The sequence below is a fragment of the Micromonospora sp. WMMA1947 genome (assembly GCF_027497355.1).
Lineage (GTDB): Bacteria > Actinomycetota > Actinomycetes > Mycobacteriales > Micromonosporaceae > Micromonospora.
On record NZ_CP114909.1, the window covers coordinates 5,748,604 to 5,773,874 of the forward strand.

The 25,271-nt window shown below is 69.2% G+C and carries 19 protein-coding genes and 2 pseudogenes; 9 read left to right on the forward strand and 12 right to left on the reverse strand.

Going from position 1 to position 25,271, the window contains the following annotated elements; genetic code table 11:
- Positions 1–26 precede the first annotated feature (26 nt).
- The 3 genes and pseudogenes from O7604_RS27045 (at position 27) to O7604_RS27055 (ending at position 1,937) form a co-directional block, all read left to right on the forward strand.
- The gene (locus O7604_RS27045; protein ID WP_281578203.1) at positions 27–758 is read left to right on the forward strand and encodes a hypothetical protein; all 732 of its coding nucleotides are present in this window, start codon (positions 27–29) and stop codon (positions 756–758) included.
- Between the two features lie 66 nt (positions 759–824).
- Positions 825–1,064: pseudogene (locus tag O7604_RS27050) on the forward strand (transposase); the annotation flags it as partial.
- A 426-nt stretch (positions 1,065–1,490) separates the two neighbouring features.
- A complete protein-coding gene (locus tag O7604_RS27055) occupies positions 1,491–1,937 on the forward strand; it encodes a cytidine deaminase (protein ID WP_281578204.1) in 447 nt (148 codons plus the stop codon).
- 622 nt (positions 1,938–2,559) lie between these two features.
- Here the strand turns inward: O7604_RS27055 and O7604_RS27060 are convergent.
- Both O7604_RS27060 and O7604_RS27065 read right to left on the reverse strand, forming a co-directional pair.
- A complete protein-coding gene (locus tag O7604_RS27060; protein ID WP_281578205.1) occupies positions 2,560–2,994 on the reverse strand; it encodes a hypothetical protein in 435 nt (144 codons plus the stop codon).
- A gap of 505 nt (positions 2,995–3,499) precedes the next feature.
- On the reverse strand, positions 3,500–4,525 hold the full coding sequence (locus tag O7604_RS27065) for a DUF808 domain-containing protein (RefSeq protein ID WP_269706823.1): 1,026 nt from the start codon (positions 4,523–4,525) through the stop codon (positions 3,500–3,502).
- 508 nt (positions 4,526–5,033) lie between these two features.
- On the opposite strand from O7604_RS27065, the pseudogene O7604_RS27070 reads away from it, so the two are divergent.
- From O7604_RS27070 to O7604_RS27085, 4 genes and pseudogenes are all read left to right on the forward strand, one after another.
- Positions 5,034–5,690, forward strand: a pseudogene (locus O7604_RS27070) (ABC transporter ATP-binding protein); the annotation flags it as partial.
- A gap of 53 nt (positions 5,691–5,743) precedes the next feature.
- The gene (locus O7604_RS27075; protein ID WP_281578206.1) at positions 5,744–6,508 is read left to right on the forward strand and encodes an ABC transporter permease; all 765 of its coding nucleotides are present in this window, start codon (positions 5,744–5,746) and stop codon (positions 6,506–6,508) included.
- Positions 6,509–7,837: a sensor histidine kinase gene (locus O7604_RS27080; RefSeq protein WP_281578207.1), complete on the forward strand. Its 1,329-nt coding sequence runs from the start codon at positions 6,509–6,511 to the stop codon at positions 7,835–7,837. It abuts the gene before it with no gap.
- A complete protein-coding gene (locus O7604_RS27085) occupies positions 7,834–8,454 on the forward strand; it encodes a response regulator transcription factor (protein WP_281578208.1) in 621 nt (206 codons plus the stop codon). Before O7604_RS27080 ends, O7604_RS27085 begins: the two co-directional genes overlap by 4 nt.
- Positions 8,455–8,812: 358 nt before the next feature.
- Here the strand turns inward: O7604_RS27085 and O7604_RS27090 are convergent, their stop codons facing one another.
- From O7604_RS27090 to O7604_RS27110, 5 genes are read right to left on the reverse strand one after another with little or no spacing between them, the layout of a single operon-like run.
- Positions 8,813–10,357: a long-chain fatty acid--CoA ligase gene (locus O7604_RS27090; protein WP_269706824.1), complete on the reverse strand. Its 1,545-nt coding sequence runs from the start codon at positions 10,355–10,357 to the stop codon at positions 8,813–8,815.
- Complete coding sequence (locus tag O7604_RS27095; protein ID WP_269706825.1) at positions 10,354–10,818, reverse strand: MaoC family dehydratase; 465 nt, start codon at positions 10,816–10,818, stop codon at positions 10,354–10,356. Before O7604_RS27095 ends, O7604_RS27090 begins: the two co-directional genes overlap by 4 nt.
- Entirely contained in the window at positions 10,815–11,987 is a 1,173-nt protein-coding gene (locus O7604_RS27100) for an acyl-CoA dehydrogenase family protein (protein ID WP_281578209.1), read from the reverse strand. The genes O7604_RS27095 and O7604_RS27100 overlap by 4 nt, the downstream gene beginning before the upstream one ends.
- Before the next feature lie 32 nt (positions 11,988–12,019).
- Positions 12,020–12,778 carry a 3-oxoacyl-ACP reductase FabG gene (fabG, locus tag O7604_RS27105; protein ID WP_269706826.1) on the reverse strand — a complete coding sequence of 253 codons (759 nt, stop codon included), beginning with the start codon at positions 12,776–12,778 and terminating at the stop codon, positions 12,020–12,022.
- A 14-nt stretch (positions 12,779–12,792) separates the two neighbouring features.
- Entirely contained in the window at positions 12,793–13,941 is a 1,149-nt protein-coding gene (locus O7604_RS27110) for an acyl-CoA dehydrogenase family protein (protein WP_281578210.1), read from the reverse strand.
- A 91-nt stretch (positions 13,942–14,032) separates the two neighbouring features.
- On the opposite strand from O7604_RS27110, the gene O7604_RS27115 reads away from it, so the two are divergent.
- The gene (locus O7604_RS27115) at positions 14,033–14,698 is read left to right on the forward strand and encodes a TetR/AcrR family transcriptional regulator (protein ID WP_281578211.1); all 666 of its coding nucleotides are present in this window, start codon (positions 14,033–14,035) and stop codon (positions 14,696–14,698) included.
- A 33-nt stretch (positions 14,699–14,731) separates the two neighbouring features.
- A complete protein-coding gene (locus tag O7604_RS27120; RefSeq protein ID WP_281578212.1) occupies positions 14,732–15,553 on the forward strand; it encodes a site-specific integrase in 822 nt (273 codons plus the stop codon).
- A 256-nt stretch (positions 15,554–15,809) separates the two neighbouring features.
- On the opposite strand, the gene O7604_RS27125 is transcribed toward O7604_RS27120, so the two are convergent.
- The 5 genes from O7604_RS27125 to O7604_RS27145 all read right to left on the reverse strand — a co-directional run bounded on the left by O7604_RS27125 (position 15,810) and on the right by O7604_RS27145 (position 25,213).
- Positions 15,810–16,660 (reverse strand): IS5 family transposase gene (locus tag O7604_RS27125; RefSeq protein WP_281577345.1). Its coding sequence is split into 2 segments (ribosomal slippage): positions 15,810–16,322 and positions 16,325–16,660, totalling 849 coding nucleotides; the frame shifts between segments, so codons are not numbered across the junction.
- A 306-nt stretch (positions 16,661–16,966) separates the two neighbouring features.
- Complete coding sequence (locus O7604_RS27130; protein WP_281578213.1) at positions 16,967–18,124, reverse strand: TIGR02679 domain-containing protein; 1,158 nt, start codon at positions 18,122–18,124, stop codon at positions 16,967–16,969.
- Entirely contained in the window at positions 18,121–22,488 is a 4,368-nt protein-coding gene (locus O7604_RS27135) for an SbcC/MukB-like Walker B domain-containing protein (RefSeq protein ID WP_281578214.1), read from the reverse strand. The genes O7604_RS27130 and O7604_RS27135 overlap by 4 nt, the downstream gene beginning before the upstream one ends.
- Positions 22,485–23,651 (reverse strand): TIGR02678 family protein, encoded by a 1,167-nt coding sequence (locus tag O7604_RS27140; RefSeq protein ID WP_281578215.1) that lies wholly within the window; start codon positions 23,649–23,651, stop codon positions 22,485–22,487. Before O7604_RS27140 ends, O7604_RS27135 begins: the two co-directional genes overlap by 4 nt.
- Positions 23,648–25,213 (reverse strand): DUF2397 domain-containing protein, encoded by a 1,566-nt coding sequence (locus O7604_RS27145; protein ID WP_281578216.1) that lies wholly within the window; start codon positions 25,211–25,213, stop codon positions 23,648–23,650. Before O7604_RS27145 ends, O7604_RS27140 begins: the two co-directional genes overlap by 4 nt.
- Between the last annotated feature and the right edge of the window lie 58 nt (positions 25,214–25,271).

Sequence of the window (25,271 nt, forward strand, 5' to 3'; positions counted from 1 at the left end):
CGGACGGGTGGTCAATAATCGATGCTGTGGAAGCACCCGACCGCAGTCGAAGGGTCGTGCTTGTTTCCCTCGCGGTGGTCACGGCTCTGCTGCCAGTCCTGTGGAGGCTTGTGGCCTCGGCCGGCAGTCAGGAGTTCAGCGATGACGGCGGCGAGATCCGTCAGACGTTGCAGAGCGCTGCTGTGCTGTTGCTGCTCTGGTCGGTGATCGTCGGCGCGGTGGTGCGCTCGCTGTGGCGCTCGCTGCTCATCACCGTCGGAGTCAGCGCCGTCATGTTGGTCCTGCTGGGCGTCACGCTGGCGGTCGGCTATCGCACCCTCAGTCCCTCTGACGAGATCGATCACGCTTTCTGGGTTGGCACCGTTGGCGTCGGCCTGCGAGGGCTCGGCCTGGCCGCGTTTGGCACGAGCGTCGGCTTTGCGATCGGAGGCATCGCGGATCGGCTCGCCTTGCCGCTCGATCGCCCGCCGATCGTCGGGGTGGGCATCGTTGTGCTGCTGCTCTGGCTGGGCAGCGAGGCGATTGGGTGGATGATTCCGACCGGACGGTTTCAGCTCTCTACCCACCTCATTGGCTGGCTGGACGGCGACTGGATTATCTATCGTCTGCCGGCGGACTGTCGGGGCCAGCCAAACGCCACCTGCGGGATGTACCACGCAACGTGGCAACGCTCCCTGCCGGTGCTGGTGACGGTAGCGGTGGCGGCAGTGCTGGTTGGCGGGGCGGCGCGGGCGGTGAAGGTCCCGGCGTGGCGATGATCGGCATCTAAAGAGGTCTCCGGTAAGTGGGTTAGCGACCAAGCAAACCTGAATACCGGAGACCTCGTGGCCAGCGTAGCGGTGACGAGGCGGCACGACCTCACCGACGCTCAGTGGCAGCGCCTCGCCGCACCGCTGCCTGCCACGTCGGCGAAGGGTCGGCCGCCGAAGTGGGAGAAACGGCAGCTCATCGACGGGATCAGGTGGCGGATCCGGATCGGGTCGCCCTGGCGTGACGTCCCGGTCGAATACGGCCCTTGGCAGACGATCTACGGCCTGTTCCGTCGCTGGCAACGCGACGGCAGCAGGAATCTTGCCCCAACGCTTGAGACTTGACCAACTGTCAAGCAGCGCCACCCACGCTCTTGACTGATCTTGGCCTCAGAACGCCAAAAGGGCCGACCAGATATCCGGATCAGCTCTCTGACCTGCGTCGGGACGGCCAGATTCGAACCGACGACCACCAAAACGGCCTGTCGTCACGCGGCGGCCCATCGGGCTACCTGCTGTCCGCGCCAGCAGCCGGGCGTGTTGCGTGACCGGAGTCGGAACGCCAGCGAAACGACGGACACGCGCCCAAGCGGCGGCGCGTGCGGCCCGTTCAGGGACGCCTTGAAGACGTGCCGAAGTTCTCACCGATTGGCCAGGGCAGACGGTGTCCGGTCTCGGGACCTGTATGACGGATCGTTATGAGGACCTGGGTGACATCGGTCGTGGCCTTACGCTCGCGCTATGAATCTTGATCAGCGCCTCATCGATGCAGCTGTTGACCAGATGAATCGCCGGTGGCCGGCTGAGGAGTACGGCGGGGCAGCTGCGGTCTACCTCGAGGACGGTCAGATCCTGACTAGCGTGTGCCTCGACAATCTCAACGCCGGGGTCACTCTTTGCCATGAAACCGGAGCCATCTGCCAGGCGTACACGCTGAACAGGCGGGTGACTGCTTCGGTGTGCGTGGGAAGAGAGGCTGGCAGCAGCGACGTCTTCGTACTGGCGCCGTGCGGTATCTGCCAGGAGCGCCTCGCCCTGTGGGGGCCGGAGGTTCAGGTGGGAGTTGCCGATCCGAGCAGCCCATCCGGATGGACGGCACGGACACTTCTCGAGGTCAACCCGTTCTACTGGGGGGCTCGGTTTGCCGACGGTGGCCCCTGGCCCTCTCCGGCGGTCCATGCATCCTGACCCGCTGGTTGCTGAGCACTCCCGCGCACAGCATTGATCATCTGGGCCGGAGGTGTCATCCACGCTCCGATAGTTCTTGCTCCAGGACGTCAAGCACGTCGGGCCAGTCAAGTGCTCCTCGATGGCGCCGTGATCATGGATCGGAGCTTCGACGCTGAGGCGTAGTCACCCAGTTAGTCACCCGGACGCGAGAAGAGGACCTACCCATCAATCGGATATGCCCTCTGATCAGTGTCGGGACGGCCGGATTCGGACCGATGGACCCTTGTTACCGTCGTAGCCATTCCGACCTTGTCAACATCCGTCGAAGGTAGACGCTGAGCTGCACAGAAACGATCAAGCGATAATCGCCGCTTGTCACTGATTGTCGTCCACATGCGGGGGTCTTCGGGGGTAAAAGGGGGCCGCATGGGGCGTCCCCGTCGCCAGTCCACCGCGCCCCGCTCCCCTACCAGCAGAACCCCGTCACCGGGGGAACGTTGCGCCCCTACCCATCGCTACAGGCCGCCTGCAGGCACCGGGGGGACATGCGGGCATCTATTGTCGCCATCAGAAACGCAACTGACGCCCAGGTAGTGAGCGGCAACCGGGCTGACGGATATCGTTGGATTCGGTTCGTGTGTCAGGGGCTACGGCGCAGTGAGCGGAGCGCGGGAACCGCGTCGGTGGCGGCGAGCGCCCAGAGTACGAGCAGCGGCTGGAAGAGCAGGCGGACCGCGCGTGCCGCGTCGGTGTCCAGGCCGAATCCGTCACGACCTTCGGTGAACTGAGCGACGTTGCCCGGGAAGACCGCGACGAAGAATGCCGCTACGACCGCTCCGGTGATGCCGCGTACAGGCTGTCTCCAAGCCGCGAGCAGGGCCAGCCCGAGACAGATCTCGACCACTCCGGAAGCGACGACGACGAGATCGGCGTCGAGCGGGAGCCAGGAGGGCACCTGCGCCAAGAACTCCTGGCGCGCGACTGTCAGGTGGGCGGTGCCGGCAACGAGCAGCATCGCGCCCAACGCGACCTGGCCGACCGCGCCCGTCAACCGTCGGGCAAACGTGGAGGTCATGGTGTGTCTCCCGTGGCGTGAGCGAGGGACGGACAGCCGGCCCGCTGCATGGGCGGCTCCCACCACCCGAAGGACAGAAGGGGCAGGCCGGCTCCAGGTCGGGTACCGCCTCGGTCTGTCGACGGAGTTGGGGGAGCCTCCGCCACGGTGACCGACACTGCCCCCGACCGCGGCCACGCTCAGTTCCAGCGACGGACGGTACGGCCGGTGGGCTCCTGTCGACGCCGCCCCAACCACTAGCCTTTCAGACGGAGCCGACAGGCGGTCCAGCATCGGGCGGTGCGGCCACTGGCCCGCCGACGGCCGGGATGGTCAGTCCGTCCACCGTGTCAACGCCGCCTCAGACGGGACCACCGTGGTCCGGCTGAAACTGGACCACGGTGGTTTGGTTGATCTTTAGTCGTTGGTCTTGGTGGCTGCGGGGACGCGGCCGAGGTCGCGGTCTTTGAGTCGGTAGGTCAGCACCAGAACGCCTGACCCGTGGTCGATTTGCGATGATTTGCAGTCAACCGCGCGGCGCCCGGTCCGCAGGAACGTCGCGACGCTCAGCTGCACGGCTCGACGGCACGGGGATGGTGCCGTCAGTACGAGTCGTGGCCGGCGCAGCCTTGGATTTGCGGCGGTGGAGCGTGAGAGTCATGACCAGCACGACCAGCGCTCCGACGATCAGCCCGAGGATCGCGCTGGCCACCGTGTTGACGAGCCAGCCGACGAGCCCGCCGAGAACACCCGTGGCGTCGTGGGCGGCGACCTCCACGTGGTGCACGGCCTCGTACAGGAAGGGCAGGTTCAGCTCGTTCGTGCCGAGCAGCAGGATGTGCCCGCCCACCCACAGCATCGCCGCAGTGCCGACTACCGTCAGCACGGTGAGGACTACCGGCATCGCCCTCACCAGACCGCGGCCGAACGTGGCGACGGCACCGGAACGTTGCGACAGACGCAGCCCGGCGTCGTCCATCTTCACGATCAGGCCCACCACGCCGTACACCAGGACGGTGATGACGACGGCGACGACAGCCAGGATCACCAGGCGGGACCAGAACGCCTCATCGATCACCTCGTTGAGGGCGATGACCATGATCTCCGCCGAGAGGATCAGGTCGGTTCGTACCGCCCCGGACACCAGTTTCGTCTCGTCCTGCACCTTTTCATCGCCCGCGCCGTGGGAATCGTGATGGGCGATCTTGGCCCACACCTTCTCCGCGCCTTCGTAACAGAGGTAGGCGCCGCCGAGCATGAGGATCGGAGTGAGCAGCCAGGGCACGAACTGACTGAGCAGCAGCACCGCCGGCAGGATGATGAAGAACTTGTTGCGCAGCGACCCCAGGGCAATGCGCTTGATGATCGGCAACTCGCGCTCGGCCGCCAGGCTCCGCACGTACTGCGGCGTGACGGCAGCATCGTCGACGACGACGCCCGCAGCCTTGGCGCCGGCCTTCGCGGCGGCCGCCCCGATGTCATCGATCGACGCGGCAGCGGCTCGGGCCAGCACCGCCACGTCATCCAACAGGGCTACGAGTCCACCGGCCAAGGGAGGATCCTTCCAGGGTTGCGCGGAGTACGAACCGGCCCATTCTCGCTCAGGTTCCTGTGCGCGGCACACCACCGCCCGGTCGTACCGACGCCGTATCGATGGTTCCGTCGCTGGCAGCGTGATGGCACCTGGGCCACACTCGTCCCCGGAGATCCTCCAGCAAGCCCGGCGAGCAACCACCCTCGGGCCGATCAGCCTCGTCAACGGCTTGGTCGTCCCGCGACGTCGGCACGAACAACCGCCCATCTAGGGCGGCCGAGGCGGCTCGCTCGAGGGCTCGGCAAGAGGTTGGTACGCCAGTCGAAGCGAACGAGCGCAGGGGTGCGTCCCGGCGTGCGTCCACTGAACCGAACAGCGGCGCGGATTCGCCGGTAGCGGCACGAATTCGAGCGATTCTTGATCGCGGCTCGCGCCCGGATCCACCGATCGGTGGAGGCACGAATCAACCCAGGCGCACCCGCCACGGTCGACGTGGCGGGGCGGGATGCGACCGTAGCTTCGCAGCATGACGGCATTGGAAGTACGAAATCTACACAAGCGCTACGGGCGACATGTTGCCGTCGATGACGTCTCTTTCACCGTGGAAGAGGGCGAGATCTTCGGCATCATCGGGCCCAACGGCGCCGGCAAGACGACAATCGTGGAGAGCATCGCCGGGCTGCGAGCGCCCGACTCGGGCTCGATCGCGGTGCTGGGACTGGACCCGATACGGGACCGGGCGGAGGTGCGGGAGCTCCTCGGCGTGCAACTGCAGGAGAGCAGCCTCCCGGACGCGATGAAGGTCGCCGAGGCCCTCGAACTCTACGGCTCCTTCTACCGCGACCCCGCCGACCGGCGCGAGCTCATGGCGCTCCTCGGCCTCGCCGAGACGCGGAACACGCAGTACAAGGCCCTGTCGGGCGGGCAGAAGCAGCGGCTCTCGATTGCGCTCGCCCTGGTCGGCAATCCGAGGGTCGCGATCCTCGACGAGCTCACGACGGGACTGGACCCGCACGCCAGGCGCGACACGTGGAGCCTCATTGAGCGGGTTCGTGACACCGGTGTCACGATCCTGCTCGTCACGCACTTCATGGACGAGGCGGAGCGCCTCAGCGACCGGATCGCCGTCATCGACGGTGGCCGGGTCGCCGCGGTGGACACGCCCTCGGGACTGACCGCACGGTTCCGTACCCTCGAGGACGCGTTCGTGGCCTTCACCGAGAAGAGGGGTGACTGATGCCTGCTCTTCTGCAGATGGTCAAGGCGGAGACGAGGCTCTTCCTTCGCGACTCGGCCACCGTCGGCTTCGGTGTGCTGTTCCCGGCGGGACTCCTGCTCGCGCTGGGCGCCGTCCCGGCGCTCAGAGAGCCGTCGCCGGCAACCGGCGGCCTCCGGTCCATCGACGTCTGGGCCCCGACCGCACTGGTGTTCGGGATGGTGATGATCGCCGTGCAGCACCTCCCGGCGGTGATCGCGACGTATCGTGAGCGCGGTATCCTGCGCAGGCTGTCGACGACGCCCGCGCATCCACGGACCGTTCTGCTCGCGCAGATGATCGTGGCGTTCGCCTCGGTGGTCGTCTCCGCGGCGCTCATGATCCTGCTCGCGTGGGCGGTGCTCGACATCGCGCCGCCCGAGCGGCCCCTGGAGTTCGTCGTCGCCTTCGTCGCCGGCTACGCGGCGCTGCTCGGGGTCGGCATGATCTCCGCGGCCGTGGCCCGTACGGGCAGCGCCGCGAACCAGATCGGCACGCTGCTGTTCGTTGCGCTGATGTTCACCGGCGGCGCGTTCCTGCCCCGTGTCCTCATGCCCGACGTGCTGCGCGAGGCCGGCGAGTTCATACCGCCCGGGCTGCAGGCGCTCACCGCGGCGTGGTCCGCCGAAGCGGGCGAGGCCACCGCCACCGCCGGCGGGCAGCCCTTCTGGCTGCAGATCGCCGTGATGGCCGGCATTGCGGTCGTCGCGAGCGCGATCGCCGCCAAGCTCTTCCGCTGGGAGTAGATGTCGATGACGCGGGATGCCGGGGCCGATGAGCGGCCGAACTTCGGGACGCACGAATCCGCCGTCGCGGAGGATGCGAATCGGCCCCGGCTGGCGTGGAAGAAGGAGCAGCTCCGGGTCTGGGACCTCCTGCATCTGAGCACACCGTGGCTGCTGCTCGCGGTCTCGACGACTACCTATTTCTTGTGGGTGCTCCCGGCCTCCGGCGAGCGCTTCCGACTCTCCGTCCTCGGGCTCGTCGCGGCCGCCGCGCTGTGGGTGCTGTTCGGCCACACGCTGCCCATCCGGAAGAGGACGCTCCGGCCCGTGCCGGCGGGCATCTTCTTCGCCGGACTGCTGGCGCTTTGCGTCGCCCTCATGACGTACTCCGAGATCTTCCTCGTCTTCACCATCGCGGGCTTCTTCCACGCCTACCTGCTCCGGCCGTGGCCCCTGGGAGTGCTCGGCGTCCTGGCCACTTCCGTGGCCCTCAACGGCGCGGCGATGCGCGTGTGGGCCGGCGCAACCCCGGCCACGCTCGCGGAGTTCATCCTGATCGTCGCCGTGCAGACCGCGGCGATCGGGGTGGGCATCGTGCTGACGGCGCGCAGCGAACCGGAGGAACGCAAGCGGGAGGAGCTCGTCGAGCGGCTCGAGGCGGCGCTGCACGAGAACGCCGGGCTGCACGCGCAACTGGTCGCCCAGGCCCGGGAATCCGGGGCGCACGACGAGCGGCAGCGACTGGCCAGGGAGATCCACGACACGCTGGCGCAGGGCCTCGCCGGCATCATCACCCAGCTCCAGGCGGCCTCCGCGAAGGTGCCGGGCGAAACGGAGGAGCACGTCGCGCGGGCGCTGCGGCTCGCGCGCAGCAGCCTGACCGAGGCCCGGCGGTCCGTGCAGGCGCTCGCTCCGCAGGAGCTCGGGCGGGCGCATCTCCCCGACGCGCTGCGCACGTTGACCGAGCGATGGTCGGAGGACCACGGGATCGGCGCGCGGCTGGAGGTCACCGGCACCCGGGAGCCGCTGATCCCTGCCATCGAGGTGTCGCTCTTCCGAGCCGCCCAGGAGTCGCTGACCAACGTGGCCAAGCATGCGGAGGCCTCTCGCGTCGGCGTCACGCTGTCGTACACAGGCACCGAGGTGCTGTTGGACGTGCGCGATGATGGACGCGGGTTCGTGACCGGGGCCAGCACCGGCTTCGGCCTGACGAGCATGCGTCAGCGCATCAGAGGCGTCGGGGGCCACGTCGAGGTGCAGAGCGCGCCGGGCGAAGGGACAGCCGTCAGCGCGCGCGTTCCGGCGATCGCTCCCGCGCGCACGAGAACAGAGGGGCAGACCGGCCGATGATCCGACTGGTAATCGTCGACGACCATCCGATCGTGCGGGGCGGTCTTCGCGACACGTTCGCGGACGCCGAGGACATCGTGGTGGTCGGCGAGGCCGGCGACGGCGCCGAGGGCATCGAACGCGCGGAGCTGCTGGCGGCGGACGTCGTACTCATGGACCTCCGGATGCCCCGGATGGACGGCGTCGCCGCGACCGCGATCCTGCGCGAGCGGGCACCGGATGCCCGGGTGCTGGTCCTGACCACGTTCGACAGCGAGAGTGACGTCCTGCCTGCGATCGAGGCGGGCGCGATCGGATACCTCCTGAAGGACGCCCTGCCCGACGAGCTGATGCGAGCCGTCCGCGCGGCTGCGCGGGGAGAGTCGGTGCTCGCGCCGTCGGTGACGCAGCACCTGATGGGACAGGTTCGCAGGCCCGGCGCAGGCACGCTGACCGATCGCGAGAAGGAGGTGTTGCAACTGGTCGCGAACGGCAATTCGAACCGAGAGGCCGCCACAGCGTTGTTCATCGGCGAGGCAAGCATCAAGACCCATCTGCAACACATCTACGACAAGCTAGGCGTACGCGACCGAGCCTCGGCGGTGGCCGAGGGCTACCGCCGCCGACTGCTGACGTGACGGTCGGCGTTTCGGTGGCCGCCCACTAGCCCGAGATCGGCACCCGCAAGGCGCTGAAGGAGCGCAAGGCCCGCACATGGGAGTCACTCGGCGGCACCCGTGGAAGTCGAGGTGTGGCGACCACGCGCTGCCGCGCCCGGACGTCCGGGCGCGGCAGCGAGCGCTCCGCAAGGCCGGCGACCGGCTGGTGTGGACCACCGACCGCGGCGCCGGTGAGATCGCGTTCCTGCACCCGGTGCCGCACCCTTCCGTGCCGGCCCTCGGCGACCACCGCCCGATCACCCGCAAGGCCCTCCCCGCGCGGCGAGCGCGACGAGGGCCGCGGCCTGGCCGGGTGGCAGCGGACGGCGGGCGGTGGTCAGTCGGGCGGGGCCATCCGGCGTCGCAGTTCCCGCTTGAGCACCTTGTGGCTCGGCCCGAGCGGCAGGTCGTCGACGTACCGGACCTGCCGCGGGTACTTGTGCCGGCCCAGATGCTCCCGCGACCAGTCGATCATCTCCTGCTCGTCGGGCAGGCCCGGGCCGGCCGGGTCCGCCACCACCACCGCGCAGACCTCCTCGCCGTGAAGCGGGTCGGGCACCCCGATCACCGCCACCTGGCCGACCGCCGGGTGCCCGGCAAGGACCTCCTCCACCTCGCGTGGGTAGACGTTGAAGCCGCCCCGGATGATCATGTCCTTCTTCCGGTCGATGATGGTGATGAACCCGTCGGCGTCCTTGCGTCCCAGGTCACCGCTACGGAACCAGCCGTCCACCACCGCCTCCGCGGTCGCCTCGGGCCGCCCCAGGTAACCGGCGAAAACGTTGTGCCCCCGGATGACGATCTCGCCGAGCTCTCCGGTCGGCAGCAGCTCGATCCGCTCGTCCACCTCCGCGCGGGCGATCTCCACCTCCACGCCCCAGACCGGGTGCCCGATGGTCCCGGCGCGGGTGCCGAAGTGCGGCTGGTTGGTGGTGGCGGTGGGTGAGGTCTCGGAGAGCCCGTACCCTTCGAAGACCGTCGTCTGGAAGGCGGCGTGGAACCGTTCCAGCACGGCCACCGGCAGCGACGCCCCGCCGGAGACGCAGAGCCGCAGCCGGGGCAGGTCGTCCCGGTCCCGGGCGGCGTCGAGCAGCGCCACGTACATGGTGGGCACGCCGTGGAAGACGTCCACCCCCTCACGCAGCATCAGGTCGATGGCGGCCGGCCCGGTGAACCGGCTCAGCAGCACCAGTGTCGCGCCGATCCGGAAGGTGCCGTTCATCGCCACCGTCTGGCCGAAGCTGTGGAACAGCGGCAGGCAGCCGAGCACTACGTCCGTCCTGCGCGCGTCGTTGGCGTCGAAGACGTTCACGGTGGCGTTCATGACCAGGTTGAGGTGGGTGAGCACGGCGCCCTTGGGCACTCCGGTGGTGCCGCTGGTGTAGAGCACCACCGCCGGATCCTCCGCCGACCGGGTGACGTACGACGGCAGCGGTGGCAGCGGGTGGCTCAGCTCCTCCAGGCGGGGCGCGACCGCGCCGGCGACCGCCGGCCCGACGGTCACCAGCGGCACGCCGGCCGCCGCCGCGGCGGCGGCGCCCAGGGCGAGCTGGGAGCTGTGGCACACCAGCAGCTTCGTGCCGCTGTCGGTCAGCACGTGCGCCGCTTCGTCCACGGTCAGCAGCAGGTGCACCGGGACGAGCACCGCGCCGGCGGCGAGGGCCCCGTAGTAGACCCGGGGGAAGTCCACCACGTTCGGGGCCAGCAGGGCCACCTTGTCGCCGGGGCCGACCCCCCACTCGCGCAGCCCGGCGGCGTAGCTGCGCGCCTCCAGCCACAGCTCGGCGTACGTCACGCGGGTGTCGCCGTCGACCACCGCGACGGTGTCGGCGTGCCGGCGGGCGGACTCGGCCAGCACCATGGCCAGCGACAGCGCGGTCATCGGGCCACGCCCCGCACCAGGCGGCTGACCGTCTCGGCGACGCAGACCGGCTTGCCGCCGGCGTCGCTCTCCACGGTGACCGCGGTGACCACCTGCACGCCGCCGTCCACGGGTGACACCTCGGCCAGGGTCGCGGTGGCGCGGACCGCGCTGCCGACCCGGAGCGGGGCCGGGAAGCGAACCCGGTTGAGCCCGTAGTTGACCCCCATGGCCACCCCCTCGATCCGGTAAAGGCCACCGGCCAGCGCCGGCAGCAGGGACAACGTGAGGTAGCCGTGCGCGATGGTGCCGCCGAACGGGCCGGCCGCGGCCCGTCGCGGATCGATGTGGATCCACTGGCGGTCGTCGGTGGCGTCGGCGAACCGGTCGACCCGTTGCTGGTCGATCCGGAACCAGGGGCCGGGGCCCAGGGTCTCGCCGGTCGCCTCGGCCAACTCCTCGATGGACGCGAAGACCCTCATGCCAGGTGCCCTCCCAGCTTCGTGTAGCCGCGCAGCAGGTCGCGGGAGATGATCAGTCGCTGCATCTCGTCGGTGCCCTCGAAGATCCGGTAGAGCCGGACCTGCCGGTACCAGCGTTCGATCGGCAGCTCCCGGGTGTAGCCCATGCCGCCGTGGATCTGCAGGACGCGGTCGACCACCCGATTGACCATGCCCGCGCCGTAAAGCTTCGCCATCGAGGAGGCGTGCCGCGGGTCCATGCCCTGCTCGACGGTCCAGGCGGCGCGCAGGATGAGCCAGCGGGCCGCCTCCAGCTCGGTCTCCGAGTCGGCGATCATCCACTGGATGGCCTGGTTGGTGCCGATCTTCGCGCCGAACGTCTCGCGCGTGTTGGCGTTGTCGATGGCCATCGACAACGCCCGCTCGGCGATGCCGACGGCGTGCGACGGGATGATGTAGCGGCCCTTGCCGATCCACTCCATGCCGAGGCTGAAGCCCTGCCCGGGCTCGCCGAGGATGTTGCGCCCGGGCACCCGGACGTCGTCGAAGACCAGCGAGGCGGGCCCACCCTCGCCCATCGTCTGGATGAACTCCGAGCGCCAGCCCATCGACCGGTCCACCAGGAACGCGGTGGCGCCGCCGTGGCGGGCCCCCTTCTCCCGGTCGGTCACCGCGATCACGATGGCGAAGTCGGCGTCGTGACCGCCGGTGATGAAGGTCTTCTCGCCGTTGAGGATCCAGTCGTCGCCGTCGCGGCGGGCGCTGAGCTTGATGTTGGCCGCGTCGGAGCCGGCGCCGGGCTCGGTGATCGCGAAGCAGCTGCGCCGCTCCCCCTCGATGGTCGGGACCAGGTACTCACGCTTCTGCTCGTCATTGGCGTGGAACAGGATGTTGTCCGCCTCGCCGCCGAACCGGAACGGCACGAACGAGCGACCGAGTTCGGTCCAGATCAGGGACTGGGTGACGGCCGGCAGGTCCATGCCGCCGTACTCCTCCGGCGTGGCCAGCCCCCAGAACCCGAACTTGCGCGCCTTGAGCTGCAACTCGCGCAGCTCGCTGTGTTCCAGTCCGGGCCGGTGCGCCCGTTCCCGCCGCAGCAGCTCCTGCTCCAGCGGCATGACCTCCCTGGTGATGAAATCGCGGGCGGTGTCGCGGATCGCCCGCTCGGTGTCGGAAAGCGCGAAGTCCATGTCCCCTCCGGGTGCTGGTCCGCCGGCGCGCCTCAGCGCGCGCCGCCGTTGACGTACAGGGTCTGTCCGCTGACGTACGACGCGTCGTCGCTGGCCAGAAAGGCGATCACCGAAGCGATCTCGGTCGGCTGGGCGACCCGGCGCAGCGGGGTGTGCTCGGCGACCATCCGCTGATGCTCCTCCGGACTGCTGCCGACCCGCTGCGCGGTGGCGGCGGTCATCGCGGTGGCCACGTAGCCCGGGGCGACGGCGTTGACCGTGACGTTGTACGGGCCGAGTTCGATGGCGAGAGTGGCCGTCAGACCCTGCACCCCCGCCTTGGCCGCCGCGTAGTTGACCTGGCCCCGGTTGCCGAGGGCGGAGCGGCTGCTGAGGTTGACGATCCGGCCGTAGCGGGCCGCGACCATGTGCTGTTGGGCGGCCTGGCAGCAGAGGAACATGCTGGTCAGGTTGGTGGTCAGCACCGCCTCCCAGTGTGGCAGGGGCATCTTGAACAGCAGGTCGTCGCGGGTGATGCCGGCGTTGTTCACCAGCACGTGCAACCCGCCGTACGCCTGCACCACCCGGTCGCTCATCGCGGCCACCGCCGCGGGGTCGGTCACGTCGCAGCCGATGCCGACGGCCCGGCCGCCGTTCGCGGTGATCTCGTCGGCGACCGCCCGGCTGCGCTCCTCGTCGAGGTCGACCACGGCGACGGCGGCGCCCTCGGCGGCCAGCCGGTGCGCGGTCGCCGCGCCGATGCCCTGTCCGGCGCCGGTGACGACGGCCACCCGGTCGGCGAATCTGGTCACGGTTCTCCCCTTTGCTAGAAGGCGTTGACGCCGGTGAGCGCGCGCCCGATGAGCAGCTGCTGGATCTGGCTGGTGCCCTCGTAGAGGGTGGCGACCCGGGCGTCGCGCAGGTACTTGCCGACCGGATACTCGTCGATGTAGCCGTACCCGCCGAAGACCTGGACGGCGTTGTTGGCCGCCCGGACCGCTGCCTCGCTGGCGAAGAGCTTGGCCATCGAGGCCTCGGTGGCGAACGCCTCGCCCCGGTCCACGAGGTCGGCCACCCGCCACACCAGCAGCCGGGCGGCGGCGGTGTCCACGGCGATGGCGGCGAGCAACTGCTGCACCAGCTGGTGCCCGGCAATCGGCTTGCCGAACTGGGTGCGCTGCCCGGCGTAGCCGACCGCCGCGTCCAGGCAGCCCTGGGCGATGCCGACGCAGCCGGCGGCCACCGACATCCGGCCCTTGGCCAGGGTGGCCAGGGCCAGCCGGAAACCGCCGCCGGCCGGGCCGAGGCGCGCCGAGTCGGGCACCCGGACGGCGTCGAAGCGCAGCTCACCGGTTGCCTGCCCGCGCAGCCCGAGCTTGCCGTGGATCTTCCTCCGGGTGAGCCCGGCGACGTTGGCGGGCACCAGGAACGCGCTGATGCCCCGGTGTCCGGGTCCGCCGGTGCGGGCGAAGAGCAGGACCACGTCGGCCACGGTGCCGTTGGTGATGAACGTCTTCGCGCCGGTGATCAGCCAGTCGCCGCCGTCGCGGGTCGCCCGGGTGGTCAGCGCGGCCGCGTCCGAGCCGCTGTCCGGTTCGGTCAGGGCGAAGCAGCCGAGCGCGGTGCCGGCGCAGAGCCGGGGCAGCCACTCGGCCCGCTGCGCGGCGGACCCGTACGCGGCGATGGCCTTGGCGACCAGCCCGAGCGACACCGAGACGATGCCCCGGACGGCGGAGTCGCCCCGGCCGAGCTCCTCCAGCACCAGGCAGTAGGAGAGGTGGTCGCCGCCGGACCCGCCGTCTTCCTCGGGGATGGTCAGCCCGAGGAAGCCCAGCCGGCCGAGCTTGTCCACGATCTCCGGGTCGACCGACTCGCGCCGATCCCAGGCCGCGGCGTGCGGAACCACCTCACGGTCGACGAACTCGGCGGCGAGCTGACGAACCGCCGCCTGCTCCGCGGAGAGCTGAAGGTCCATGCGGCATAAACTAGCGCTGCAAGTTTAAGTACGTCCAGACCCGACTGTGGCAGAGTTGCCGCGGACCGACGAGTGAGCGAAGGAGGCGCGGATGCCCCGGCCGAGGCAGGCGCTGCTCAGCCGGCAACGGATCGTCGATGCCGCCGCCGCGCTGATCGACGCGGACGGGCTGGAGGCGTTCTCCACCCGCCGGCTCGCTGCCGAACTCGGCGTACGCGGGCCCTCGCTCTACAACCACTTCGCCACCAAGGACGACATTCTCGACGCGGTGGCCGACAGCGTCACCGCCCAGGTGGACGTCTCCTTCTTCGGGCGCCTCGACTGGCGCGAGGCGCTGCGCCGGTGGGGGCACTCGTATCGGGCGGCACTGGCCGCACACCCGAACATCGTGCCGTACCTGGCCCGCGGGCCGGGCCGGCGGGCGGCGGCGCTGGCGATGGCCGACGCGGTCTACGGCGGGCTCGTCGCTGCCGGCTGGCCGCCCGCGCGCGCGACGCACATCGGCGCGCTGATGCGCTACTTCGTGGCGGGCTCCGCGCTCGGATCGTTCGCCCGTGGCTTCGTCGAGGACCCGGGGTTGTACGGGGAGCGGTACCCGCACCTGACCCAGGCGCACCGGCTCGCCGAGCATCAGCAACGGGTGGACGAGGGCGCCTTCGCGCTCGGCCTCGACGCACTCATCCATGGGCTCGCCCGCATCTACGAGGAGCACGTCGGGCCGCTACCACCCCTCCCGCCAGCCGATCCGGGGCATTAGAGCAAGAGCTTTCAGCGCTGGTTTTCGACCACCGTGAGGGGCGCCGCCACACCGTCCACCCACGACCTTGTCAAACACGCACTCAGTCAGATGTTCGCTCTGGCCGTACGCCACGGCGCCATCCCCACCAACCCGGTCCGCGACACCGGCCGACTCCGCAAACCCCGCCGCACCGTCGTCGTCCTGTCCGCCGAGCAACTCCAAGCCGTCCGCACGGCCATCCGCGAATGGCAGCGACCGATCCCTGGTAAGCCCGGGCCTCGGCACAGCGGCGACCTGGCCGACGTCGTCGACCTCATGCTCGCCACCGGCGCCCGTATCGGCGAGATCCTGGCCCTCCGCTGGGAGGACCTGGACCTCGCCGCCGAACGACCAACCCTGACGATCTGCGGAACGCTGGTCTTCATCAAGAGCCAGGGCTTCTTCCGACAGCCCTGGACCAAGAGCGACGCCGGCTACCGCAGGGTCGTCCTCCCCCGGTTCGCGGTCGGCATGCTCATGGCCCGCAAACTCACCGCCGCGGACAACCCCCACGACGCGATCTTCGCCTCCCGACGAGACACCTGGCTCTCACCCAACAACGTCCGCCGTCAGTGGCGCCAGGCCCGCGCCGAAGCCGACCTCGACTGGGTCACCCCGCACACCTTCCGAAAGACCGTCGCCACCCTCATCAAGGAGGAGATCGATACCAAGAGCGCGGCAGCGCAGCTCGGGCACTCCAGCGAGGAGGTCACGGACACCTACTACATCGCCAAGCCGGTACAAGCCCCAGACGTGTCCGGCATCCTCGAACGGCTCGGCAGCCACCCGAGCAACCAAGGATCGTCGCCAGGAGAGAACGATGCACACCGATGACGAACTTGGTTGCCGCACCGCGTAAACGGGGGGTTTTCGGGGGGCGGTTCAAATCTCCATCGAAGAAAATCAAAGCCCTGACCAGTGTTCCCGCTGGTCAGGGCTTTTTCTTTGTCGGGACGGCCGGATTCGAACCGACGACCCCTTGACCCCCAGTGAACTAGCGGACCTACCGGCGTCTGCCGGACGGTACCGACTCGTGCCAGACATGCAGGCCAACGGTCGGGCTGCGGTCCTAGGCCGTGTCTTCAAAGGTTCACAACCATTGGAGTAGGGCGGCGATGGTGACGGTGGCCTGGTACGAGGTCGCGGTCTTGTCGTATCGGGTGGCGACGCTGCGGCACTGCTTGAGCCGGTTGAAGCAGCGTTCGACGACGTTGCGCCGCTTGTAGAGCTGCTTGTCGAAGGCCGGTGGCCGGCCGCCGCGGTTGCCTCGTCGGCGGCGGTTGGCCTGCTGGTCGGCGCGCTCAGGGATGGTGTGCCCGATGCCGCGCCGGCGCAGGGCCGCCCGGATGGCCTTGGAGCTGTAGCCCTTGTCGGCAATGACGTGGTCCGGGCGGACCCGGGGCCGGCCGGGACCTGGTCGCTCGACACGGATGGCGGCCATGACGTGGATGAAGCGGGTGCAGTCGTTGACGTTGCCGCCGGAGAGCACGAAGGCCAGGGTCCGCCCGAGGCCGTCGCAGGCGAGGTGAATCTTGGTGGTCAGTCCACCTCGACTTCGACCGAGGGCGTGATCTTGTGGTTCGTCCGATTCTCCGCGCCCCCTTTAGCGCCGGCGGCATGCTGGTGGGCTCGCACGATGGTCGAGTCGACCGACACCAGCCAGTCGATGTCCCCGGCGGCGTCCGCGTCGGCCTGGATCCCGGCGAGCATCCGCTCGAACGTGCCATCGAGCGCCCACCTGCGGAAACGCGTATAGATCGACTGCCACGACCCGTACCGGGCCGGCACATCACGCCACGCCGCCCCGGCCCGGATCTTCCACACGATCCCGTTGAGCACCCGCCGGTCATCGACCCGCGGCCGACCACCCGTCACCGCCGACGGCAGATACCTCGACAGGGCTTCCCACTCGACGTCAGACAACTCGTAGCGACGACCCACGCGCTACATCATCCGACACCAAGATCCTTTGAAGACACCGCCTAGCTACGTCAGGCTCTGTCGAGCCTTCCCGGACCGTCCGTGAGACGGTCGTGAGATATCACAGGAATCTGGCTCGTTGGGAGAAGGGCTGGCTGAAGATCGCCTACCAGCCAGCCCTTCTCCAGCCTGCTCTTGCAATAAGGGCCATCCACCCGAGCTCCGTCCAAGCAGTTTCGCCACCGCTCGTAACCAAACCACACCGAAGCAGGCACGCGAGCCCAATGGGGGATGGAACTGAGTGCTGCCGATGGGTGACCGGGCGGCTCACCCGCTCGAACGCATGGCGGCGCTCGGTGCCGGGGTCAGGTCGGCGATCAGCGCATCCAGGCGGGCCTCCTCGTATACACCGTCAGCGTCCGTGAGCCATTCGATGGCACCGGGGAGGGAGAGCATTTCGGTGAGGAACCGACGGCCGGCGTCGTCCCTGTCTGCAGTTACCAGCAGCCGCACGCCGGCGCCAGCCAGGCCGCGCAGCAGGGTCCACGCCGCCGACGATGGCCGACCGTAGATACACACCAGGGGCAGGCAGGATCGGCCGAGCTGCTCGGCAGCGGCTTCCACTATCGCAGGGTTCTCGCAGACCCGGACCACGTCCACGTCCGGGCAGGGCGTCCAGTCGCCGCGCAAAGATCGGCTGGTCAACCACACCGGCTCGCCGCACCCTGCGGCCGCGACCGCAATCGTCGCCGCCGGTGCCGATCCGGTGAGCGGAAGGTTGAGGACGAGGACGGTGGCGGACACTACGTCGCAGCTAATCCCGTGCCCGGCCCACACTTGCCGCCACCGGGCTGCGCCGAGCGCCGTGTCGGCGGCAGCAGCGGCGTCGGCGGGTTGGGCGGTCGCGGCGGCGAGCAAGCGGGCGGCGATCCGGCCGAGATCGGTGTCGCGGTCCAAACGGTGCGGGTCGGCGAACAGGCTGTTCGCTACTTCTGCCAGGGGCCGGCCTGCGCCGGGCAGGGTCTGCCACAGCCGTGCCACGTCAGCAGCCCGGCTGGTGGCCAAATCCGGGTTGGGGCGTTCGAGCCACCGGCGGGTCCGGGCCAGGTCCACGGCGTGCGTGGGCAGCCCGGCGTTGGCCAGGGTCGTGTATGCGGATTCGACGGTGGCGGCTGCCTGCGCGGCGGCGTGCTCCCGGCGGCCGCGGACGTCGACGACCGGGCCACCGGTGCGGGTCAGCAGGTCCAGCAGGTCGTCACCGGCGCGAGTCAGGGCGACCCGCAGCTTGCCGAGGGTGATCGGACGGCTGGACGTTTCCCAGTCGAGGCCGAGGATTCGACCGACTTGCGCCCGTTCGGGCTGGCTCAGGTTCACGCGGACGGTTACCCCGGCGCCGGTGCGCTGTTCCTCCAGCAGCTTCCGGACCGCCTCTAGAACCTTCTGTGGGCCGGCCTGGGCCGCCCATCGATCCATTGCTGCGGTCACGCCGGCCCGCCCATGTCCATGGCGATGATGCCCGCCGGGATATCCGCATCGTCGCCGGTGGCGTCTGGATCGGCCGGGCCGCCCATATCGGAGATGGTGGTAAACAGGTCCGGATTGGAGTCGTCGGTGGGGCGGCGCGGCGTGAGGATTCGGGTCGCGTAGTCGCCGACCGAAACCTGTTCCAGGGTTTTCCCGGCCCAGAGCATCAGGGACAGGTCAACGCCGGCGACCGGAGCCGGGGCTCGGGTGATGACCCACACTGCGGCTGCTGGGACCTGTGCGATCGCGACCAGCGGCGCCGGTCCGGCGAGCAGGAAGTCCAAGTCGAAGTCGGTGAGCATCCGCATCATCGTGGCTCGGTTGCCCGGGTCGACGCCTTCGAACGCCTCGTCGAGCCACAACGGCCGCGGCGCGTCCTGCGACTCGGAGTACAAGGCGACCAGCGTCGCCAGCAGCGGCTGCAGGAGGGTGACCACCTTCCCGCCGCCGGAATCGACGCCGTGAGCCTTCCTGGTCAGGTCCCGCCAGCGGGTCTCGTCGTCGCCGTCACCGACCTTGTACTGGGCGACGACAGCGAACCATGCGCGGTAGTCGAGTAGCTCCGCTAGACGGTCGGTCCAATCCTCGGTGCCGACCAGGCCTGCGTCCTGCGCTTCACGCATTCGGGCGCCGAGGAACAGCTGGATTTGCTGTTGAGCGCTCTCGGACTCGATCGACCCTTCCTGCAACGCCTTCAAGATTTTGAACCCAGGCCCCTGCCCTTCGGCCGGGACACGGCGTAGCCGCAGCGTGGTCTTGTTCGCTCCGGTCGGATGTTTCCTCAGTACGTCGTTGACGACGTCGAGGAGTTTGATGACCTTCTTCATCCGGTCGGCAAGATGGTCGATGAACGTTGATGACAGCAGTTCCGTGTACATCTGGTGCAGCTTCTCGTCGTGGGTGCGCGACAGCTCCTCGACCAGAGTCTGCAGATGCCGGATCGCACCAGCTGGATCGTGCTGAGTGCCGGACGCGTCCACGATCAGGGTGACCGACGGTAGCGGATGCTGCTCGTCGGCCTCGGTCGTGATCACCGACCGCCCGCCGGAGGTCTCCAGGACACTGCGCAGGTCGACCAGCGAGCTGCCGAGCATCCGCGACAACGCCGCCTCTGCCCGTCTAGCCTTCTCGTCAAGCCGTTCCGGCCACACTTGAGGTCGCAGCTGGTCAGCGGCCGCGCGAGCATGCGTGAGCGCAGCATCCAAATCTCGGCTATCCGGGGTAACCAGATTGCGGGCTTCGGCCAGGCCGGCGTCCACCGGCACCCACCATTCCGTGACTGCGTTGTCCCTGCGTTCGAGGATGGCGGTCAGGTCGTCGCAGCGCTGCTGCCAGATGGTGTTCGCCTTCCCGGCCGCCTCGGAGCGGGCGAGGCCTTCACGCTTGCTCGCCGAGATCGACGGCCCATACTCCTCAACCTGGCGTTCCAAACGTTCAGCCTTGGCGAACAGCTGCTGAGTGTCAGCGTCCACCGACTCCTCGGCCAGCGTCGCGTTCACGTCCGCGGTTCGCGCCACCTGCGCCTCGTCCTCGTCAGTGCTGGCGGCGTCAAGGACCCGGCCGTCCTCGATCGCGACCCGTCCGGCTGCGGCCGTGACCGCCGACGTGGCCACCTTCCGCGCACTTAGGGCGAGACGGAGACCTCCGGATGCGGCCGCAGCCACGTCAAGAGCACCCGTGAGGGTGTCGAGCTGCTCCTCGCCGATCGCCAGAAGGTTTTCGGCGGCGTACCTGGTCACGTCCCCCGTCGCCGCGTCTGACATGCGCCGCGCTTCCTGCTCACGGCCGCGAGCATCACGGTAGGTGCGAGCAGCCCTGTCCGCTTCGCCGGCCGCAGCAGTGTGTGCGGCCGCGGCCGCGACCACATCCGCGTCGGTGGGTGCCTGATCGGCTGCGGCACGCAAGCCTCTGATCTCACCGGTGACCTGATCCGCTTCACCGGTGAGCTGTGCAGATTCGGTTCGGAACGCCGCTGCCTGTGCGCGCAGCTCGGTGATCTTGCGGCGGTTGGCGGCAGCTCGGGCGGCGGTGCCGATTAGCTCCGCACCGTGTGCTGCGGCTCCAGCCCGCCCGACCGCGGCCGGGGTTTGCCAGCGTCCGTCGGCGGCCAGGCAGGTTGGCGCAGTCAACGGCCCGTCGGTGGTGTAGCCGATGCCGGTGAGGATCCGGACTACCGCAGCGGACAGGTTGCCGGCGTCCTCGGCCGGTTGCAGCACTTGCGCGAGTGTTCCGGTGCCGGCTGGGACGGTGCCGTGGACGATGATGAGGTCATCGCCGTCGCGGTCCGATGCCCAGACACCGTCGGGGGTCACCCACGAGTCCAGCAGGCCGGCGGCTGCCAAGCTGGCCTCCACATGGTCGAGGACCACCGGATCGAGACCGTCGACCGGGTCGACCAGCCGCCACAGCGGGGCGCCGGCACCGGACGGGAAAGACGGCCGGTCCCGGCGGATCCACCGCACGGGCGCGTCGGGGATCGGCTCACCAGCGTTCTCGAGTGCGTCAGCGTCCCGGTCGGCGTCGGCGGCGTGGGCGGCTGCGGTTCTCGCGGCAGCGCGCAGTTCGGCGGCGCGGGTGGTGAGTGGCCCGATCACCGGGTCTAGCCACTCCCGGGTCAGCAGGCCAGTTAGGACCTCCCGCGGCCGGGGCGTTGCCGATTGGGCGGTGACGGCGGTGATCCACGTGTCGCGGGCCTCGACCGGTGGGCACATGCCGCCGAGCGCTGTCGCCCACCGCTCCAGATCGTCGGACAGGACCTGCAGCGCATGCGCCAGGGCGTGCTCGGTGGCCTTCGCCGCCTCGGTCCGTTCGTCGAGCTGCTCCTTCGCCTTCTGCGCCGAGTCGTCGAGGGCCTGCCACACCGCAGCCGCCTTACTGGCGGCACGGATCAATTTTCGGAGCGTGCCGACCTGAGCGCGGCGGGCGGTGATCGCCGCGTCGAACCGGTCAACGTCCCCGGACGCTGCCCACACCGGCACCTGATCGCCGAGCCCAGCAACCGCCGCCGTCTCGACCGCCCGACCGGCGGCGGCGCTTACTTCCTGCTCGGCCTTGCCGAGTTCTCCTTCCGCTCTTTCCCGCTCGGATCTGGCCGTTTCGAGTTCGGCGCGGGTCCGGGCCAGGTGTACGGCGGCTTTCTCCGCACGGCGTTTCGCCGCGTTCGCTTCGGCGCGCAGCCGCTGGGCGTCGTTGGCCCGTTCGACCGCGCTCGTGTATACCGACGAGCGCAGCAGCTGCATCAGTTCCTTGCGTGTCCGGTCGAGAGCCTCTTCGAGGTCGCGGGTGTTCCTGGCCTCCTCGTCGAGGCGCTTACGGGCTTCATCCAGATTTGCCTTTGCGACGCCGACTTCGGCACGTGCCTTGGTGACGCCGGTGTCGGCGGCGATCAGGGTGTCGGCGTGCAGACGAAGAACCGCGTCCGCCCACGGGCGCCACGCCCGGGCCAGGTAGACGGTGATCGCTTTGCGCGCCTCCTCAGCCGAGTCCCGGTCGCGGGCCAGCTGCTCAAGCTCCTGCCAGCCGTCGGCGAGTTCGGACACCTCACTCTTCGCAACCGGGGGCAACGCCGAGCGGATCTGCGAGGTGAACCAGTCAGGGTCGAGTTTCTGCCCCAGGTGCGGGGTCCGCAGCACCTTCAGCATCTCGATCACGGTCGCGTACCGGTCGGTGTCGTCGAACCCGAACAAGTCTGTGGCCAGCCGCTCGGCGTAGGACTGACCCTTCATATACACGGTCACACCGTCGACGGCTTCGAGTGCTTTCGGTTCGGTGACCGCCTGGCCCACGGCTAGTTCCAGACCGGCGCGAACCCGGGCGGTGCCGTGGCAGACGACCCACGCGCGGGTCATCTGCGCTACGCCGCGTTTAGTCTGGGTGTACAGCATGGTGGTGAAGAACTCCGGCGTACCGAGCGGGCCGATCCGGCCGTACTCAACCCACGCCCAGCCGCGGTTCGTCGACGCAGAGGCATCGCGCCTGTCCCGGTCGTCGGCGACCGGTTCGACGTAGTACCGGTACTCCTTGTCCGACTGGCCGAACGTGTCGACGTACCTGCGGTCGAGGCTGCCAGCGAGCATGAGCAGCGTCGTCAACGCCATCAGCGTCGACTTGCCGGATTGGTTCTGCCCGACGAACTGGGCGCGGCCGTCGGCGAACCAGTACTCAGCTACGTCGAACTCCCACAGGCCGAGAACTCCGGCGCGCAGCGCCTGCCAGCGAGTGCGGGCTGGGCCGGGCAGGCCGGCCGTGGTAACCGCGTCCCGCCATGCGGCCAGCTGCTCGTCGGTGGCGGCCGGGCCCGGGACCGGCAGGTCGATCGTGGTCATCGGGTCGGCTCCGTGGTGTCGATGAGGGTGACGTCAGGGTCGCGATATCGGCCTGCGGCTGGGGATAACGTCCACGACTGGTCAGGGCCGATGCGCAGCAGGCCAAGCTCGGTCAGGATCGTCTCCGCATCGGTTCGGACCCTGCCCGGTAGCGATTTCTGGTCCTTGGACATGTACTCGCCGCGCCAGCCGATCAGGTCCTCGACGACCTCGTCCACCTGGCCGTCGGTCAGCACAACTGTGCCGGACGGGGTGCGGATGCCATGGCGCCCAGCAAGGTCAGCCATCAACAGCGCCACCCAGTCGGCAGCTCGTGCACGCGGCCAGTCAGCCACGGTCGGCGACCGATCCGGGTCCTCGGGCAGAACAAGGACGAGACCCTCGGCGCGCGCCTCGACCGTTCCGCCGGTCATCTGCGCCAGGTCAGTGGTGCGCAGCCCGCGGGCTTTACGCAACGCGTCCGCATCCTGCTCGTCCAGTTCGGCGTACACGACGGCCGGGGTTTCTAGCAAAGCACGCAACTGCCGAACCGTACGGGTCGCTGCGACCTGCTCGGCGTCGGTATCCGGCGGTTGCACGGCAGCGGCGAGTACATCCGGGCTGGTCAACAGCAGCAGCGCGTCCCGGTCAACCTCGTAGCCGGCACCAGGCCCGGACCCGTCCTCAGTCCAGTCCAAGAGCATCTTCTCGTCGCTGGTCCGGCGGCGCAGCACTCCCCACCCGGCGAGAAGGCCAGCCGCGTCACGCAGCAGCCGACGTTGCGATTTCTGCTCCGGGTCGTAGCCGGTGACGGTGACACCGGGCGCAGAGGTCAGGTCCCGGACCGTGTCGGAAAGCCGCTGCAACGTCACCGTGCCGGAGACTTCCTCGCAGCATGCGGCGAGACAGCATACGAGCGAAAGCAGCCTTCGGCCAGGTGCGTCCGCGGGGCGGGGTGGGGCCGTGACAGTCCCGGCGATTGGTACCCGTATAAGACGTACGGCCCGGCCGACCCGCTGGATCCGGTACCCGGCCCGGCGGGCGTGGTCGGTGATCTGCCGCTGATGGCGCAGGACGTGCCGGTGCAGGACCCGGTTCGTGGCTGGAGTGATCAGCGGCTGAGCGAGCAGGCCGAGGAACGCCTGCTGCGCCTCGCGCGCAGAAGCGGACGTGGATGTGTTCACGGGCGACTCCCGGCCGGGGTGATGTGCAGGACGATGTCAGGGTGCACGAGCCGGCCCTCCGGCGTGTGAACGATCGCGGCCGGCGCTCCGTCCAGAGGCGGCTCGACGCTCAGCAGCCAGCGGGCGTCGCCGGTGGTTGCCGATCGTCGACCTGCGGGGTCTGGCCGAGCGGCGGCGACCGTGCCGAGAAGGACCAGCAACAACTCCAGCTCGGCGGCGGTGAGGTCCTGCCACTGCGACAGCCGCTGCCCGGACCGAGCAAGGATCGCCGCCTCGGTGACAGCGGCCCGTGCGGCGGCCCGTGCAGCCCGTTCGCGAGCGGCGCGCTTTGCACTGGTCCGGTCGGGAATCCGGGCCGCGGTGCCGGTCGTTGCTTTCGGACCCTGTTTGCGCAGGCGCGCTTCGACTGGAACCGGATCGGCATCCCAGAACGAGACTGCGCCGGGGTTGCCCGCCGGTGGGTCACCGGCACCGGGGAGATGCCGAGCGGAGAACAGACCGGTCGCGGCGCACCACAAGCTCCAGGCGGCGTTGTCGTCCGAGGCCGATTCCAGGCGGGTAGCCAAGTCGATGAGCTCGGCGCGACGGGATACGTGCCCCCCAACTGCTGCCAAGGTTCGCTGCCCGCGCAGCAGCGGCCCGATCGTGTCGCGCATCTGCCGACGCAGCTTGCGGGCCTGGCAGTCCGGTCCGTCGAACCAGCGACGCAAGGTCTCCAGGGTGCGCACGTGGGTGTCAACGAGCGCCTCGACCGCTGGCTCGTCTGCATTCGCGCCAAGGGTATGTACGGCGATGCGCCGCCAGACGGATACTGGCAACAGCGCGAGATTCGCGGCAAGGACGGTGATCGCCTCGGAGTGCGTGTCGATACCAGCGCCCCACATGTCTACATAGCGACGCAGGGTCTCCTGCACAGTGGTGATTTTCTCCGGTGTGGGCGCGCCGGCCAGCGCACCAGCGAGTCGCGCCTGCCAACCGGCGGCAGCTTTGACCATCGACTGGTGCGTTGTTGCGATCACCGACCAGGCAGCAGCCGCACCGGCCGGATCCGTCTCGGCACGCTCACACAGTAGAGAAAGGTTAGCCGTCAGAATCCCGGGCGCGAGAGTAGCGGCGGCCGCTGCGGCGGTGTCGTCGCCGAGGGAGGTGATCGCCCGGTGCAGTTCGGCGACGGTCTCGGTCAGCTGGTACCGGTCCCGGTCGAGAACAAACTCCGCGTCCCGGACCGCCTTATCCTGGAAACGATAGACAACACCCCATTGTTCGAGACGGCCCATCCGGTCCTTTAGCCTGAACGTCGGGTCGTCGAGTAGAGCCGGGTCGACACCCAGCACTTGCAGCTTGCGACGCAGCAGCCCGGGCAGTTCGGCGGCCGCCACTCCGGTAAGGGTGTGCTCCTGCTCGGCGAGCAGGACATCGACAATCAGCCGGTACTGGGCCGAGAAACGGCTCGTCAGATAGCTGGCCTGCAGCAACCCACCGGGTAGACCGGCCAGCTGCCACAGATCCGGGCCGTCGGCGGGCCGTTCCTCGTCCTCATTGGGTTCTGCGCCGGGCCGCACTCACATCTCCTTCCACGCGTTCTCCAAGGGCTCACGCTCTGGCCAGAAGGGTGACGTG

What these genes read in the sequence shown, in the direction of transcription:
- O7604_RS27055 (WP_281578204.1), top strand. Translation starts at nt 1,491, where the DNA reads ATGAATCTTGATCAGCGCCTCATCGATGCAGCTGTTGACCAGATGAAT.
- O7604_RS27085 (WP_281578208.1), top strand. Translation starts at nt 7,834, where the DNA reads ATGATCCGACTGGTAATCGTCGACGACCATCCGATCGTGCGGGGCGGT.
- O7604_RS27080 (WP_281578207.1), top strand. Translation starts at nt 6,509, where the DNA reads ATGTCGATGACGCGGGATGCCGGGGCCGATGAGCGGCCGAACTTCGGG.
- O7604_RS27075 (WP_281578206.1), top strand. Translation starts at nt 5,744, where the DNA reads ATGCCTGCTCTTCTGCAGATGGTCAAGGCGGAGACGAGGCTCTTCCTT.
- O7604_RS27095 (WP_269706825.1), bottom strand. Translation starts at nt 10,818, where the DNA reads ATGAGGGTCTTCGCGTCCATCGAGGAGTTGGCCGAGGCGACCGGCGAG.
- O7604_RS27090 (WP_269706824.1), bottom strand. Translation starts at nt 10,357, where the DNA reads ATGACCGCGCTGTCGCTGGCCATGGTGCTGGCCGAGTCCGCCCGCCGG.
- O7604_RS27060 (WP_281578205.1), bottom strand. Translation starts at nt 2,994, where the DNA reads ATGACCTCCACGTTTGCCCGACGGTTGACGGGCGCGGTCGGCCAGGTC.
- O7604_RS27115 (WP_281578211.1), top strand. Translation starts at nt 14,033, where the DNA reads ATGCCCCGGCCGAGGCAGGCGCTGCTCAGCCGGCAACGGATCGTCGAT.
- O7604_RS27100 (WP_281578209.1), bottom strand. Translation starts at nt 11,987, where the DNA reads ATGGACTTCGCGCTTTCCGACACCGAGCGGGCGATCCGCGACACCGCC.
- O7604_RS27135 (WP_281578214.1), bottom strand. Translation starts at nt 22,488, where the DNA reads ATGACCACGATCGACCTGCCGGTCCCGGGCCCGGCCGCCACCGACGAG.
- O7604_RS27110 (WP_281578210.1), bottom strand. Translation starts at nt 13,941, where the DNA reads ATGGACCTTCAGCTCTCCGCGGAGCAGGCGGCGGTTCGTCAGCTCGCC.